The sequence below is a fragment of the Marinilactibacillus sp. XAAS-LB27 genome (assembly GCF_036039175.1).
Classification (GTDB): domain Bacteria; phylum Bacillota; class Bacilli; order Lactobacillales; family Carnobacteriaceae_A; genus Marinilactibacillus.
Map to the genome: position 1 here is coordinate 1 of NZ_JAYXKP010000011.1, position 16,348 is coordinate 16,348.

Here is a 16,348-nt window from a genome sequence, read left to right on the forward strand (position 1 = left end):
TGACATCGGAAAGGTAATTCTAGAGGTCTGAGTCCCATTTTTATAGATAGAGAAGTTTTTGTTTGGCACCTGACATTTCTTACATTCCGTAGGAATATAGGTCAGTGTACAGTCTATAAATTTGCATTTCTTTTGTTTGTGTATGCCATAAGAGACGCAGTTATCTTTAAAGATGATGTTTTTGTCTTGAATATCTAGTACTTTTTGCATATCATTTGAAGTAGGCAAGTGAGTTCCTCCTAAGGATATTTGGTTTTGGTCGACTATTATTCTACAGGAGAACTCACTTGTTTTCTAATTTAAGCAAAGAAAAATAACGTTGGTGATTTCTCACCAACGTTATTTATTATAGAACCAAAATTTTTTGATTGCTGTAATAAGTTCAAACAAAAGACCACGTTACCATCTTGTAAGGATGGTGACGTGGTCTTTTTCGTTTGCGTCAGGCCTGAAGTAAACCATATTTTGTAATTCTTTCTCCTAAATACCGTTTTTTGGAATACCGATTCAAAGTAGAATAATTGATATGGTAGGCTTTTTGTAAATTAGAGACGATTGTTTTAATTTCAGGCTTACTGATCATCAAGATGAGCGGATCATTTAAAATGAGATCGACTAACAATTTCTCTAGCTTAGGCGTATAGTAAAAGCTATCAACATGATTGACAGGTGCATCGACATATAATTTATTTAAAATAATATTATTTGATTTAGGGGATATATAGTGCTCATAAATAGATTCTTCAGGTGAAAGGAAAACATTTTCATGACTCTGCTTGATTTGGTTAAAAGCAGAAGTCAAAGAACACGCTTCAACATCAATCATAATATTATGGCACGGATATGTATGATCCGAATAATCAGTCAGCCAATCAGTAGAGTAAATCGAGAATTTTGACTCTGGTAAAGACGTTTGTATCGTCCTTACGATATGATCCATCTCAAGTGTTGAGTCATGAGTAAAGGCCGTTTTGTCCTTTAAAGCATAATACCCACGTTTGGGACTATAGATCACTTGTAACTTTTTAAGTTCATGGATCCGCCACCGTAGTGTATTGTAGCTTAATGAACCGTCAAATTTCCGGTAAAAAGAAAGCAGTCCGCTAGTATCTACAGGTTGATGGTATTTCAGATAGTACTGAAGTTCATTGATTTTGAAAGTTGAATTCACAAAATGCTTCCCCCTTATATAGCATCTGCTAATATATTTTTTATGTATAATTTATAATACAGTAAGTATACCAGAATAGAATAAAATAACAGAATGTAAACATCGATAAAATGAAATTATTTTAAATAATGTTCGATATTAGCAAAAAATATAATAAAAAAACAACTGATATGTAAGTGTTCTAAGTTTTTTTATGATAATATAACTGATGCATAAAGTGGGGATTGAGGAGAACGTTAAAATGATATATGTCCGAATTCAGACTAACTGTATTAAAAATATTAGAAAGCTTGTCTATGTTAATATTGTTTAATTTGATGGGAGTGAATGAGTTTTTATGAGTATATGTATAAGCGTTTACATATTTAGTTTATAAAATGATTACTCTTTCTTTTAATGAATATAAATCAAAAAATTCCAATTCTTATAATAAATAAGAATTGGAATTTAGTTAAATTAAGCAATCTTTATTTTAGATTCTTTTTTGCGTTTATTATACTTTCTGAGCTTCAATGCATGATAAACAATTCGTCCAATCGTGGTGGCAATAAAAATCCAAAGCACGATCATATAAATTCTTTGAAAACTAATTTCAAAAGAACTTTGGTATTCAATGCGGTACTGGATATAAAGCGTCCATCCCCAAAATAGTGCAATAAATAGATTGCTAAAAATATGAAATAAGCGTTTGTTACGTTCTGTCTTAAACACTTCAACCCCTCCTCGACTAGGTAAACCTACTTAGATATACGTTTGTTATGGAAATTAAATGATATAGGATTTAAAAGTTGTGAGACAATACATATATTTCGATTTAGAATAAGATAACGTTTTCTTACTTACTATTTTATCACTTTGTTACAAGTTTGTAAAAGGGGGCGTACAATTTTCCTTTACTTTGGATAGGTCTAAACAAATATATACATGTGAGTTGATGTGTAGGGGGCAAAAACGGTATTATAAGATATGAGAATGGATTAAATGATTTTTAAAAATTTGCAGTAGAATATAAGGAGACCTATAAAAAGTATGAAAACATTTAAACGTATGCCAAAACACATTGGAGTCATTCCAGATGGAAATCGTCGTTGGGCGGTAGGACAAGGGTTGCAGAAAACAGATGGCTATCCGCACGGAATTGGACCAGGATTAGAATTATATGAAGCGTGTCTGGAATTAGGTGTAGAGGAAATGACTTTTTATGGTTTCACAATGGATAACGTAAAAAGACCTTCCCTTCAAACGAAAGCTTTCCAGAAAGCGTGCGTGGATTCAGTAAATGAACTAAAAAAACGTGATGCCGATTTGCTAGTCCTGGGGAATACAGACTCCAAGGTTTTTCCAAAGGAATTACTTCCGTATGCTATGAATCGCACACAATTTGGTGAAGGTAAAATGAAAGTGAATTTTTTAGTGAATTATGGATGGAACTGGGATTTGAATTATGCTTTAAACAATGAGGAGACGGAAAAGACCGGTGATTTGATCGATAATATTGCTTCTAAAGATGTTTCTCGTATGGATATGGTCTTAAGATGGGGTGGCCGCCGAAGACTGAGCGGATTTTTACCTATCCAATCTGTCTATTCTGATATTTTTGTAATCGATGAATACTGGCCAGATTATAAGAATCAGCACTTATATGATGCACTTGATTGGTATCAGAAAACAGATGTTACGTTAGGTGGATAAGAATAAGACCTTATCAATATACGGAGGTATACTGAGGTGAATATTCATGGGAAATAAGTGCATCATTGTTATGGTAGGACCAAGCGGTAGTGGAAAAACAACCGTAGGAGAATCCTTATCACGAAACGGCATACCGAAACTGGTTACAACAACAACTAGAGAACCGCGCCTTGGAGAACAAGAAGGCATCGATTATCATTTCAGAAAAGTTGAAGAGTTGGATCCTTCGGACTTTATTGAGCAAACCGTTTATAACAACAAAGTCTACGGACTGACAAAGCAAGAAGTTAGCGATGCACTAAGAGAACATGATGTCGTGCATGTTTCTCTCGATCGTCATGGAGCGAAAGCGATGAAAAGAAGTTTTCCACGAGAAACGGTCGTCGTGTTCATTTACATTTCAAAAGAAATGATGGCTGAACGTATGCGTAAACGGGGAGATAGTGAAGAAAAAATTTATGAGAGGCTTTGTCACAGTGAAGCGAACGATGAATTGGCACCTCCAGAAGATACTGATCTTATTATTGAAAATATTTCTATACAAGAGACTGTCGATCAAATTCTTTCTCATTTGACTCAAACGAATTAGGAGAGGATAACCTTGTCTCAACATGAAATTGATCCTAAAACGCTTGTATGGTACCCCTTATTTTCCTTTGTTCTATTTTTAGTTTTGTACTTATTCTTCAATATACCTTTTTGGGTGTTCTTTTTCGTTTTGTTTGCTGTGATCCTTTATTACGCTTTATTTATCTATATAGAAATTAAAAGAAAAGACTAAAAATAATTGAAACAAAAAGCACCCGTGAGCGCTAGCTCACAGGTGCTTCGTTTATGTTCTTAAGGTTGGAAGTTTGATGAAGTAGCAAAACTATCTGGAACATCGATTCCACTAGCGTTGTAGTTTTCACCATTCATAATAGAGTTTTTAACGATCACGTAATCTACTTTACGTAGAGAGTCAATATCATCTCCACCTGCGTATGAGATAGAAGATTGTAGATCTTGTTTCATTTCAAGTAGTGTATCTGCAATATCGCCTTTGTAAGGTGTCAGCATTTTTTTACCTTCAACGTTTTTGCGTTCACCTTTTTGGTGCGATGAAGCACTACCGAAATATTCTTTGTAAGGACGGCCATTGACTTCTACCATTTTACCTGGCGATTGATCATGTCCAGCAAACATCGAACCGATCATAACCATTGTTGCACCAAAGCGCATAGATTTAGCGATATCTCCGTGAGTACGGACGCCTCCATCTGCAATGATTGGCTTACGTGCAGCCTTTGAACAGTGAGAGACAGCTGCTAATTGCCATCCACCTGTACCAAAACCGGTTTTTAGTTTTGTTGTACAAACTTTACCAGGTCCGATACCAACTTTAGTTGCGTCAGCTCCAGCGTTTTCAAGTTCACGAACCGCTTCTGGAGTACCAACATTACCGGCAATCAGGAAAGTTTCAGGTAAATGTTTTTTAACGTGTGTAATCATGTCGATAACCATTTGAGAATGGCCATGAGCAACATCAATCGTTGCATATTCAGGAACTAGATTGCGTTCAGCTAGTTCTTTAACAAAATCATATTCTTCATCTTTAACGCCTAAGCTTATAGAAGCGTAAAGGTCTTGTTCATGCATGTTTTGAATAAATCCAGCACGAGCAGCTTCATCGAAGCGATGCATCACATAAAAATAACCATTTTTTGCAAGCCAGATCGATAATTCTTCATCAACTACTGTTTGCATGTTCGCTGGAACAACAGGAAGCATAAAGCGGCGTCCGCCGAGTTCCACTGAAGTATCACAGGCAGAACGACTGGATACAATCGCTTTGGCAGGGATCAATTGAATATCTTCGTAATCAAATACTTTCATACAACAATAAACTCCTCTATAGTAGGTATACTTTCTAATCTATCGTCTCATTAAGGTAGACGGAGATTAGAGGGGAGTATTTCAGATTCCCTTGACTACTTTACCTAATGAAACACCATAAGTCAAAGGGGATTTACAGAAAAAGAGAAATCAGTAAGGCACCTGCAAAAAGTTAGACACGATTAAACCAAAAACGTGTGCTATTATTACAAATACAATCAGAGGATTCAGTTATGAATTCGTGGAGGGAAACCGTTATGCCAGATTCATTGCAAAAAGTTAAGCGACACTTGTGGAAACCAAAAACGATGTTTTATTTAGGGATGATTATGATCATTCCATTCTTGCTTCTAGCTATAGCAGGCTATTTCGAGTGGGGGATTCTAGGGATGTTCGATGATTATGTAGCGAGAGAAATTATTGACGAACGCGAACCCATCTTGACGAGTATGTTTAGAATGATCACGATACTTGGAAATGTTCCACCAACGATACTAATTACGATTGTCACGAGCTTATTCATTTTATTAAAACTGAAAAACAAATGGCTCTCAATTTGGTACTTGCTAACGGTTGCCCTAGGTGCAGGCGTACTTAATCAAGTTTTGAAATATGCCATTAGAAGAGATAGACCTAGTAGTGTAGAACATTTGATCACACAAGGTGGCTATTCCTTCCCGAGTGGCCACGCGATGGGCTCCATTATTATATATGGCGCAATGATTTTCTTGATTTTAAGACTGTCCGAACGACTTTGGTTCCGTATAATAGCGACTATTGGTTTAAGCCTGTTGATTCTAGCTATTGGCGTCAGCCGGATTTATCTTGGCGTGCATTTTCCGTCTGATATCGTCGGTGGATACTCTGTTGGGATGATGTGGTTAACGTTTAGTATTGGACTTTACGGATTGTCGCTTACAAAGAGACCGGACATTGAGAAAATCGAAGGACATCATCATAAACGTTAAGCTGAAACTGAAAAATAAGTTATAAAAAAGATGATCCCAACTTTCTGGGGTCATCTTTTTTATCAAATAATTCCAATAATTACTGCAATGGCACCTAAGCCAATAGCGGTCCAGTTGACTCCTTTTTGATCACTCATCAGTCCAGCAAGTCCAAGTAGCATCGCGATGATCCCTAAAGGGATATTCCAGATAAAGAAACCGATAAAAGACAATACGGTCGCCGTCCAACCAATGATATTTCCAATAGAAGCTGACATAAAAGCACCTCTTCGTTAATCTTGTTTTTTTGAACCATTTATTTTTTTAATGTAATGTTCGATTGGGTAATCGGATAAAGGTAATTGAGTTTCCTGATCCATTGCCAGAAGGGCAAGTTCTTTACCAACTAATGGTCCAGCTGTGAGTCCGGTTGAACCTAGTCCACTCGCTGCGTAAACATTTGGTAGTGAAGGAACGGGACCATAATAAGGAGAAAAGTCCGATGTATAAGCGCGCGTTCCTGATCGGTAATCCACAATAGTCGCTTGTTCAAAATGAGTTGAGAATTGTGCCGCAGAATCTTCAACCATAGAAGCCAGTAGAGATGAATCAATTTCTAAATCAAATCCTTTATCATTTTCGTGCGTAGCACCAATCACAATCCGACCGTCTTCAAAAGGGATAATATCGGATTCACCTTCGGGCATAATCACAGGCCAGGCAGCCGTCGGTGTATTTTGAAGCTGGAGGATAGCGAGTTGTCCTTTTTGTGGACGTAAGTCTAGCTCATAGCCTAGCGGTTCCAATAACGTTGGTAGCCAAGCCGCTACAGCGAGCACAATGCTATCGAAAGCGTAAGCAGTCTGTACAGTAGAAATCGTTACACCGCTAGAAGCAGGTTTCAAATTTTCCACACGTTCTTGAATAAAGGTCGCACCATTCTGTGTAGCTTTCTCAATTAATAAGTTTACCAATTCTTTGCCATCTACTTTAGCGCCGCCTGATGCCCATAAGGCTGATAGTTCTCCAGTATAAATGGGCACTTTCAGCTTGATTTCTTCAGGGGATAAAATCTGAAGATCGCCAATTTCTGGCGCTTCCTCACGTCTTTTGCGTCCTATCTCAAGTAGTTCTTCCAAGTGGCGGTACTTGGATTTAAACAATAAAGTTCCGACTTTGCTATAAACGGTCTTAGGAATAGGCTCACCGTCCATGACTTCACTCAGGAATTCTGGATAAAAGGCGGCGCCTGCCTTCACCATACGATACCACTTCTGGTTTCGTCTTCTTGATAACCATGGACTGATAATCCCAGCTGCGGCAGAAGTTCCTTGTCCAATCCCTTCATCAAAAATTGTCACTTCAATATCTTTTTCTTTACTTAAATAATAGGCTGCTGAAGCACCGACAACTCCGGCACCTACAATAGCGATTTTTTTTGTCATGTTCTTAACGAACTCCTTTTCTTTCTTTACCTAGTCAGTTTACCATTTTTAAAGATCAAAGGAACAGGGAAACTGAAAAATGAATAGGTTTGCAAATGGTTTATAGACTGCACGAACAAGCTTCTCAGAGAAGGAGAAGATTTTTGTTGACAACTTCTGAGGAACACTGTAAGATAAAAATCACATTAGAGATGACAAAGGAGAGACACTCATGAACTTCGATTCTAAGCAGACAGTACAATTGAATATGAACTGGCAAAGCTGGCGTAGATCGTTGTAGATATGAGTAGTCTCATAGATACAACGTTTAGAACTCATTCTAAATTTTGTATCTATGCGGCTTATTTCTCGAGAAATTCTAGATAAGTAACCACATAGATATCACGATATCTATGTGGTTTTGTTTTTTTAAAAGGCAATTTCCACTACTGAACCAAAGTGTGGAGATTGCCTTTTTTTGTGGCTTATCTGTGAAAGCACTGTCTAATTAAAAGCATACATAAGTATATAAGGAGCTGATGCAGATGATATCTGACTGGGAATGGAAAAGAACGGGCTGAACAGTAAACGAACCTAAAAATGATGAACGAGAGAGGAAACGTAAAAATGAAAAGAAGAGGCATGCTCGTAACGTTTGCACTAATATTTGCAGTATTAATTATAGGATTCTTTTTCCCGAGTGGACAAAGCACTAACCGAACAGCTTCAAATAATAGTGAAACAGCAACAGAAACACCTGAAGAGCAATTCACGGTCGGCTTACTACAAACGACAAGTCACCCGTCGCTAGATGAAATTCGTGAAGGAACGATTCAAGGGTTAGCGGATAATGGCTACGTTGAAGGCGAAAACCTAACAATCAACTTCCAGAATGCACAAGGGGATCAGAACTTGATGAATACCATGGCAAGTTCCATTGTGAGTGATGGCGCAGATATTGTGATTGGTATCGGAACACCCGCTAGTCAGGCGCTGACAAATGCAACAAGTGAAATTCCTGTCATAATGGCTGCTGTCTCAGACCCGATCGGTTCAGGCCTAGTGACTTCTGAGGAGGAACCAGGTGGAAACGTTACAGGCGTAAAGAACCAGGCACCTGTTGAAGAGCAGATCAAATTAATGACAGACATTTTACCAGACGTGCAAACGGTTGGTATGCTTTACAGTTCTGGTGAGGATAATGCCCGAGCAGAAGCAGAGCGCGCGCAAGTCGCAATTGAAGATGCTGGACTAGACTTAGAAACTTATACTGTTTCAAACACAAATGAGATTCAGCAAATGATCGCAACGATGTCCAGAGAAGTGGATGTGATTTACTTGCCGACAGATAATACGATCGCTAGTGCCTTCAACACCGTTGTTAGCGAAGCGGATCGTTATAATATGCCACTCATTCCAACGGTTGACTTGATGATTGCACAAGGGGGACTGGCAACGATTGGAATCAGCCAAGTTCAACTAGGGGTTGATTCAGGAAGAATGGCCGCAGAAGTGTTAAATGGTCAAGATCCAGCAACGTTCCCGGTTTATATCGTAGAAGGCGGCGAGCAGTTGATCAACGTAGAAAAAGCAGAAAAGATCGGCGTAACGATTCCAGAAGAGGTCTTAGAAAATAGTAGAATTATCGAACCAGAAGAGGGAGGTCAATAAGATGATTATATCAGCGATCGCATCAGGTTTTTTATGGGCAGTACTCGGAATAGGTCTATATTTAACATACCGTATTTTGAAATTTCCAGATTTAACAACAGAAGGTTCCTTTCCACTAGGAGCTGCAGTTGCCGTGACCGCAATTGTGTCCGGTGTTCCACCTATTTTATCGATCATCTTAGCAATCTTGGCAGGTATGTGTGCCGGACTAGCAACGGGACTCCTTTATACAAAAGGAAAAGTCCCTGTGATTCTAGCAGGGATCCTCGTGATGTCTGGCTTACACTCGGTCAATCTCTTCATTATGAAACGACCAAATTTAAATTTGCTGAACCAAAGCCGACTATTTGATTATTTCCAAGGCTTACCAAATTATTACGACGTTGTCTTTATCGGAATCATCGTACTTGTTATCCTAATCAGCGTGATTCTGGCATTCTTCTACACCAATCTCGGACAAGCCTTTATCGCTACCGGAGATAACGAAGACATGGCACGGTCCCTTGGCATTCGTACAGACAATATGAAAATTCTTGGACTCGTCATCTCAAATGGGGTCATTGCTTTAGCTGGTGCGCTTGTCGCGCAAAACAACGGATATGCAGACGTCAATGGAGGAGCTGGGGTCATCGTTATCGGTCTTGCTTCCCTAATCATCGGAGAAGTGATGTTCAAGGATCTAAAACTCGGCGAGCGGTTGTGTACCATCGTGATTGGGTCAGTTTTGTACCAATTACTACTATTAGGTGTTATCCAACTAGGCTTTGATACAACATACATCCGTATTTTCAGCTCAGTGATCTTAGCGATTTGTTTAATGATTCCACAAATTAGACGGACACTTGGACTAGGCACGCTAATCGGGAAAGGGGAAAAAGCATGAGCGCATTATTGAAACTAAAAGGTTTGACAAAAGTCATTACGAACCAGGCCGATGAAGATAACCGAATATTGGACGGTGTCGATTTTACCCTGAACGAAGGCGAATTTGTTACTGTACTTGGCGGAAACGGCGCCGGTAAATCTACTTTGTTCAATAGTATCACCGGTTCAACAGAAACAACTGGTGGAACTGTCGAATTAAAAGATAAAAACCTGACAAAGTGGAAAGAAGAAAAACGAGCAGGATTAATTTCAAGAGTGTTCCAGGATCCTAAAATGGGGACGGCACCGCGAATGACCGTAGCGGAGAATTTACTCTTGGCTAAATTACGTGGAGAAAGAAAGACGCTGAAATCTAGAAGCTTGAAAAAGAATAAAGCAGCTTTTGTAGAGATGTGTGCATCGATTGGTAATGGACTAGAAAAACAAATCGATGCACCGGCTGGTAATTTATCTGGTGGTCAGCGCCAATCGTTGAGTTTACTGATGGCAACGATGACGCGACCAGACCTGTTACTACTGGATGAACATACAGCAGCGCTGGATCCGAAAACGTCTAAAAAACTAATGGAACTCACAGATCAGATTATTAAAGAAAAACAATTGACTTGTATGATGATTACCCACCAGATGGAAGATGCATTAGCGTATGGAAATCGTCTGATTGTTATGAAAGACGGTAAAATCACGTTGGACTTAGATCAGAAGGCTAAAGAGCAAATGACAATGCAAGACTTACTGAAATTGTTTGAAGAAGAAAATTTGACGGCAGTACTGTAAATAACTCATTAGAAAAGAGGCGCTATAAAATGGCAGCGAATGAAACAGGATTTTTCGGAGACTTTGGTGGAAGCTTTGTCCCACCGGCACTAAAAGAAGTGATGGATCATTTATCAGATGAGTTTGAACACTATAAAGATGACACAGAATTCAACCGTGAATTCAAAGAAATCCTAAAAGAATATGTCGGAAGAGAAAACCCGCTTACCTTTGCCTCCAGACTAACGGAAGCTTTTGACGGTCCCAAAATCTACTTGAAACGAGAAGACTTGAATCACACAGGAGCGCACAAAATCAATAATGTAATCGGCCAGATTTTACTCGCAAAACGCATGGGTGCGCACCGAATCATTGCAGAAACCGGCGCCGGTCAACATGGCGTTGCGACGGCTACAGCCTGTGCCATGTTTGGCATGGACTGCACCATCTACATGGGCAAACTCGATACCGAAAGACAAGCGTTAAATGTCTTTCGCATGGAACTGTTGGGTGCAAAAGTCATACCGGTCGAAAAGGGGCAGGGAAGACTAAAAGACGCAGTAGATGTCGCTTTAGCGGATCTTGTAGAAAATTATGAGAACACATTTTACCTATTGGGCTCGGCTGTTGGACCGCATCCATTCCCATCGATCGTCAGACATTTTCAGTCTGTGATTAGTGAGGAGTCAAAGCGTCAAATTATCCAGCAAGATGGCAAACTTCCGGCAGCGGTTATCGCGGTCGTCGGCGGTGGGAGTAACGCAATTGGCTCTTTCGCCCATTATATTGATGAAGAAGAAGTGCGTTTGATTGGAGCGGAACCGGAAGAAGCAGCTACGATGGCACATGGAACGCCAGCAGAAATTCACGGCTTTAAAACGCTGGTGCTACAAGACGAGAATGGCGACCCAGCACCAACGTACTCGATTGCGGCTGGGTTAGATTATCCAGGAATTGGGCCGGAACATAGCTATTTAAAAGAGAGCGGACGCGCAGAATACTACACTGTGTCTAAGGAAGAAGTGCTAGAAGCTTTCCAACTGCTAGCTGCAAAAGAAGGTATTATACCGGCTTTGGAGAGTGCGCATGCAGTGGCGCTAGCGAAGAAACTGGCACCAGAATTTGATAAGGAAGATTCTATTATCCTGACGATTTCAGGTCGCGGAGACAAAGATGTAGAACAAGTTCAGGATTTATTGAAGGCAATGCAAAATTCTAAATGATAAAAATTTCATCTTTTTTTCATCGTAATGTAGTAATCGGTAAATCCTTAGGTTAGAATAGACTATATTCAATAGCTAAGGGGAGAATGACATGACGAAAACGATGATTAAGAATGGATTATTGATCGATGGTAATGGTGGCGAACCGATGGAACAAGGCGCGGTCGTCATTGACGGGAACCGTATCGTGTTTGTGGGGGATGCTGCTGATTTTGATGGGACTGTTGACGAAACAATTGATGTCGATGGTGCAACGATCGCTCCAGGATTTATCGATACACATGTCCATTTAATGATGGAATATTCTTCCGTGCAAAACAGACTGGAAACACCTTTTTCCTATATGTTTTATCAGGCGATCAATTATATGCGCAATACACTCAACGCAGGAATTACGTCTGTTCGCGACGCTTTAGGAACAGACCTCGGTGTCAAAAAAGCCGTAGAAGAAGGGATTGTAGAAGGCCCTCGAATGCAGCTCAGTATCAATGCGCTGACAATCACTGGCGGACACGGCGATGGCTACACAACCTCAGGGCAAACCGTGGAACTTCTCCAGGCTAATTACCCTGGAATGCCAGACGGAAAAGCAGATGGCGTAGAAGAAGTACGCAAGAAGACCCGGGAAATGTTGCGCGCCGGAGCAGAAGTGATCAAAGTCCACGCGACCGGTGGTGTGCTCAGTGCAACGGATCATCCAGAATTTACCCAGTTTTCATTAGAAGAACTCCAAGTGATTGTGGAAGAAGCCGCTTTTAGAAAAGGGGTTAAAGTCATGGCACACGCTCAAGGTGCTGAAGGCATTAAGCAGGCTGTCAAAGCTGGGATTCATTCAATTGAGCACGGAATTTTCTTGGACGACGAAGCGATTGAAATGATGAAAGAACACGGGACTTACTTGGTTCCAACCTTACTCGCTCCAGTAGCTGTTTTGGAATTGGCTAAAGAAACTGGAATGCCGGATTCTGCGGTTCAAAAAGCTCGAGATGCCATAGAAGCACACAAAAAGAGTTTCACTAAGGCCTACAAAGCAGGCGTTAAAATCGCAATGGGAACCGATGCAGGTGTCATGCCTCACGGAACCAATCTGCGAGAACTTGCTCTGATGACAGAAGGTGGTATGACGCCGATGGAAGCAATCGTCGCGACCACTAAGACAGCCGCAGAATGCCTCGGCTGGGAAAACGAACTCGGCACCCTTGAAAAAGGTAAACTAGCAGATCTAGTCGTCATCAAAGGGAATCCCCTAGACGATATTGCCAGCCTATCTAACGCAGAAACCATCCAACTCGTCATCAAAGACGGCAAAATCGTCAAAAACCAAATAGCATGATTTGAAAACAGCCGCTGACGGCTGTTTTTTCATTTTGAAGATCCTTTTAATCTATGTTTTTGGTACGAATCACTAAGATAGTCCCTCTCATTAGATCGGAAGCCAACGAGAGGGAATGAAACAGGGAGATAGTCCCTCTCGCGAGGTCGGAAGTCAGCGAGAGGGAATGAAAAGGTGAGATAGTCCCTCTCGTAAGGCTGGAAGTCGACGAGAGGGAATGAAATGCCCAGATAGTCCCTCTCGCAAGGTGGGAAGTCAGCGAGAGGGAATGAAATGCCCAGATAGTCCCTCTCGCAAGGTGGGAAGTCAGCGAGAGGGAATGAAACGTCCAGATAGTCCCTCTCGCGAGGTCAGAAGCCAACGAGAGGGAATGAAACACCCAGATAGTCCGTCTCGTAAGGTAGGAAGTCAACGAGAGGGACTATGTTCATAATTGTAATTTCTTATTAAAAAGAAACCCACCATAGGAAGAAAGATAAGCTGTAGCTTATCCTCAAAACCAATAACTTTTAGAATTTTCATTAGATTCCAAAGCATTCATCAGTATCAATAATGAGGTGATAACAATTATAGTAAAGAATCAGAGAAAAGAGCCAGATTTGCTAAAAAAGCTCATATATTTGGATGCACGAACTACGTTAAGGGAATCTGACCGAAGACTACTATGGAATCTCGAAAAAGGATATACAGGGGAGGAGCAATTTGATACCCTACTCGCTAAACATCTAACCAATGACGCTTTGATACTAAATGATTTACTACTAAAAACTAGCGGAAGTACTTTTCAAATAGATACCTTAGTGATATCTGGAGGTACAATCCATCTGTACGAAATCAAAAATTATTCAGGTGATTACATTTTGACCAACGAAGGATTATCGACAGTATCCGGAAAAGTTATCAGAAACCCTACTATTCAGCTAGCCAGAACCAAACAAAACCTCACTAATCTAATCAGAGAAACACATTTTAAACATAAAATTGAAGCACACGTCGTCTTCATTCATCCCACATTTACCCTTTATAATGCCAGTACCACCGATTCTTTTATCTTCCCCACACAAATTGAAACCCACCTCATCAAAATAAACGATCAGCTTAAAATGCCATCCCAAAAAGACAGACAACTGGCTGAAAAACTAGTGGATGGACAGGAGACTCAGAATCAGCATGAACAAACTACGCCCGAATACCCTTATGAACTGTTAGAAAAAGGGGTTGTCTGTCCGCACTGCAATACGCTTTCCTTGTCGAGCGGTCTTAGAATGAAAAGTTGTCTGACCTGCGGGCATAAAGTACCACTAGAATCAGCTATATTAGAAAGTGTTAGACAATATCAAGTTTTGTTTCCAGAAGGTAAGGTGACTACAAATCAAATCGATGACTGGTGCGGTAAACAAACATCAACAAAAAGCATACGAAAAGTGCTAGAAACACATTTCACCATGGTAGGAACGAATAAACTGAAAGAATATATTTAAGGAGAAATTTTCTGTAATCAAATGTACGATGAACCTTTCGTGGTGATCGTTCTCATTATACCGTTCCACAGAGTACGGATTTCCTGACTTTGAATGTAGCCATCACCAAGAATGAAATCGGCCTTAAGCGTTACTATCAAAGAGACTGATCAGTAAAGTCCAAAACAACAAAAAAACCACCTGCAGATGCAAGTGGTTAAAAAGGAGACGGACGATTACTTGGAGGAGTAATCGCCCTGAAAAATAAGTTGGTTGTTGTGGGTATGAACATAGTATAGAAAATATATTTGAAGAAGGTATGATGAACCGATGAAAAAAAACGTAAAAAATAGAAAGAGTTGAGACAAATAATCGACGCTCATGCATATGGTATTTCCGGCATAGAACTGATATAATGAAACCGTTAAATTAAAAGAACTAGGGGAGCATAGAGCTTTCAGTAAAGACCGAGGATTTCCAACAACCCTCCAACCAAACTGATTGTGAAAGCTGAGAAAGGTAAGACCTGACCCTTAACCTGAACTAGGTAATGCTAGCGGAGGGAAGTGATCATGATGAATAGCAGATCAAGTAATCTGTATTCTTATTTAGTGTGAACCGACTCTCTTCTATCAATTTTGGAAGAGTTTTTTTGTGTCTTAAAATGTCTAGAGAGTGGGATGAGCAAAATGACAAAACAATACAATTTTCAAATAGTAGCGCAACAAATAATAGAAAAGACCACCTTTTTATCGGTTATGGCGATTGAAAAAGTGCTCGGTGTACAAGGAGGAACTAGAAAATGACGACCAAACAAGTATTGACGATTGCAGGCAGTGACAGTGGTGGTGGAGCAGGGATTCAAGCAGACTTAAAAACCTTTCAGGAAAGAAACGTATTTGGGGTATCCGTATTAACGGCGGTCACGGCTCAGAATACGCTTGGGGTTCACGGAGTACACCCTATGCCGCTTGAAATGGTCGAAGCACAATTGGATGCGATCTTTAGTGACTTCAACTTGTCAGCGATAAAAACAGGTATGCTGGTTAATGGAGATTATATGGAGCTTATTGCAAACAAGCTTTTAGATAATAAAATAGCCCCGCTGATCATTGATCCGGTAATGGTCGCAAAAGGTGGCCATCCCTTAATGGCATCCACTGCGGTCGAAGTCATGAAAAGCAGACTGGTCCCTCTAGCCGATGTCATCACACCCAATATTCCAGAAGCCGAGGCATTGACAGGGACTGAGATTATGAATAAAAAATCTATGCTTAAAGCCGCCTATCAGTTAAAAGAAGCTGGCAGCAAAGTTGTCATCATTAAAGGTGGTCATGCTTTAGATGATCCGCAAGCCTCTGACTTGATACTGCTTGAAAGTGGAGAGGAAGTTTGGTTATCCACTCCTAGAATTGACACGAAAAATACCCATGGTACAGGGTGTACGTATTCAGCGTGTATTACAGCTGAAATTGCAAAAGGTCATTCAGTGCTAGAAGCCATCAAGACTGCCAAAGCTTACATTCAGGCCGCAATATCTGATCCATTGGAACAGGTTGGTCACGGTCATGGTCCGACGAATCACTGGGCTTACCGTAAACTTAATTAATATAAAAGTAGACAAAAAAATCCCATTAGGAAAGAGCGAACATTCGCTGAATCCTAATGGGATTTTTTTAAGGAAGGAAAACATTCCAACCTCAATTAAAATTAAGACATATCTAGTCTCTTATGTTTCTATATTCAGCAGTGTATACAATTCAATCAGGGGAGAAAGAAAGTTCAGCTTCATATAGAATAAATTTCTTTTCAAAAGAACAAAGTAAAGTGGGGGGCCACTTTAAAACGTTCAATATTAGGGGGAGAAAAGAAAAGTGTTTTATAATTCTGACACTATAGATAGTTTAACAA

General features: G+C 40.0%; 15 protein-coding genes, 1 pseudogene and 1 riboswitch. Of the genes and pseudogenes, 10 read left to right on the forward strand and 6 right to left on the reverse strand.

Annotated elements, in window-relative coordinates; all coding sequences use genetic code 11:
* The 3 genes and pseudogenes from VXN63_RS11520 to VXN63_RS11530 form a co-directional block, all read right to left on the reverse strand.
* A pseudogene (locus tag VXN63_RS11520) lies at nt 1-228 on the reverse strand (ISL3 family transposase); the annotation flags it as partial.
* Between the two features lie 214 nt (nt 229-442).
* Entirely contained in the window at nt 443-1,171 is a 729-nt protein-coding gene (locus tag VXN63_RS11525) for a DUF6577 family protein (protein ID WP_327758215.1), read from the reverse strand.
* 456 nt (nt 1,172-1,627) lie between these two features.
* Nucleotides 1,628-1,882: a hypothetical protein gene (locus VXN63_RS11530; protein WP_327758216.1), complete on the reverse strand. Its 255-nt coding sequence runs from the start codon at nt 1,880-1,882 to the stop codon at nt 1,628-1,630.
* Between the two features lie 318 nt (nt 1,883-2,200).
* Between VXN63_RS11530 and VXN63_RS11535 the strand changes: the two genes are divergently transcribed.
* A complete protein-coding gene (locus VXN63_RS11535; protein WP_327758217.1) occupies nt 2,201-2,863 on the forward strand; it encodes an undecaprenyl diphosphate synthase family protein in 663 nt (220 codons plus the stop codon).
* A gap of 46 nt (nt 2,864-2,909) precedes the next feature.
* Nucleotides 2,910-3,452 carry a guanylate kinase gene (locus VXN63_RS11540; RefSeq protein ID WP_327758218.1) on the forward strand — a complete coding sequence of 181 codons (543 nt, stop codon included), beginning with the start codon at nt 2,910-2,912 and terminating at the stop codon, nt 3,450-3,452.
* 251 nt (nt 3,453-3,703) lie between these two features.
* Here the strand turns inward: VXN63_RS11540 and guaC are convergent, their stop codons facing one another.
* Nucleotides 3,704-4,738 carry a GMP reductase gene (gene guaC, locus VXN63_RS11545; RefSeq protein ID WP_225743089.1) on the reverse strand — a complete coding sequence of 345 codons (1,035 nt, stop codon included), beginning with the start codon at nt 4,736-4,738 and terminating at the stop codon, nt 3,704-3,706.
* A 257-nt stretch (nt 4,739-4,995) separates the two neighbouring features.
* Between guaC and VXN63_RS11550 the strand changes: the two genes are divergently transcribed.
* Complete coding sequence (locus VXN63_RS11550) at nt 4,996-5,706, forward strand: phosphatase PAP2 family protein (RefSeq protein WP_327758219.1); 711 nt, start codon at nt 4,996-4,998, stop codon at nt 5,704-5,706.
* A 62-nt stretch (nt 5,707-5,768) separates the two neighbouring features.
* Here VXN63_RS11550 and VXN63_RS11555 read toward each other — a convergent pair whose 3' ends face one another.
* Together VXN63_RS11555 and VXN63_RS11560 are read right to left on the reverse strand one after the other, a co-directional pair.
* On the reverse strand, nt 5,769-5,963 hold the full coding sequence (locus tag VXN63_RS11555) for a C4-dicarboxylate ABC transporter (protein ID WP_225743091.1): 195 nt from the start codon (nt 5,961-5,963) through the stop codon (nt 5,769-5,771).
* A 15-nt stretch (nt 5,964-5,978) separates the two neighbouring features.
* A complete protein-coding gene (locus tag VXN63_RS11560) occupies nt 5,979-7,130 on the reverse strand; it encodes an NAD(P)/FAD-dependent oxidoreductase (RefSeq protein ID WP_327758220.1) in 1,152 nt (383 codons plus the stop codon).
* A 606-nt stretch (nt 7,131-7,736) separates the two neighbouring features.
* Between VXN63_RS11560 and trpX the strand changes: the two genes are divergently transcribed.
* The 7 genes from trpX (at nt 7,737) to thiD (ending at nt 16,046) form a co-directional block, all read left to right on the forward strand.
* On the forward strand, nt 7,737-8,780 hold the full coding sequence (gene trpX / locus VXN63_RS11565; RefSeq protein ID WP_327758221.1) for a tryptophan ABC transporter substrate-binding protein: 1,044 nt from the start codon (nt 7,737-7,739) through the stop codon (nt 8,778-8,780).
* 1 nt (nt 8,781) lies between these two features.
* Nucleotides 8,782-9,663, forward strand: coding sequence for an ABC transporter permease (locus VXN63_RS11570; RefSeq protein WP_327758222.1), 882 nt, complete (start codon nt 8,782-8,784; stop codon nt 9,661-9,663).
* Entirely contained in the window at nt 9,660-10,442 is a 783-nt protein-coding gene (locus VXN63_RS11575) for an ABC transporter ATP-binding protein (protein WP_327758223.1), read from the forward strand. Before VXN63_RS11570 ends, VXN63_RS11575 begins: the two co-directional genes overlap by 4 nt.
* 29 nt (nt 10,443-10,471) lie before the next feature.
* Nucleotides 10,472-11,644: a tryptophan synthase subunit beta gene (gene trpB / locus VXN63_RS11580; protein WP_327758224.1), complete on the forward strand. Its 1,173-nt coding sequence runs from the start codon at nt 10,472-10,474 to the stop codon at nt 11,642-11,644.
* Between the two features lie 91 nt (nt 11,645-11,735).
* Nucleotides 11,736-12,977, forward strand: coding sequence for a metal-dependent hydrolase family protein (locus VXN63_RS11585; protein WP_327758225.1), 1,242 nt, complete (start codon nt 11,736-11,738; stop codon nt 12,975-12,977).
* Nucleotides 12,978-13,597: 620 nt separating this feature from the next.
* A complete protein-coding gene (locus tag VXN63_RS11590) occupies nt 13,598-14,458 on the forward strand; it encodes a nuclease-related domain-containing protein (RefSeq protein WP_327758226.1) in 861 nt (286 codons plus the stop codon).
* 409 nt (nt 14,459-14,867) lie between these two features.
* Nucleotides 14,868-15,019, forward strand: a riboswitch (TPP riboswitch).
* A gap of 220 nt (nt 15,020-15,239) precedes the next feature.
* On the forward strand, nt 15,240-16,046 hold the full coding sequence (gene thiD, locus VXN63_RS11595; RefSeq protein WP_327758227.1) for a bifunctional hydroxymethylpyrimidine kinase/phosphomethylpyrimidine kinase: 807 nt from the start codon (nt 15,240-15,242) through the stop codon (nt 16,044-16,046).
* Nucleotides 16,047-16,348 lie beyond the last annotated feature (302 nt).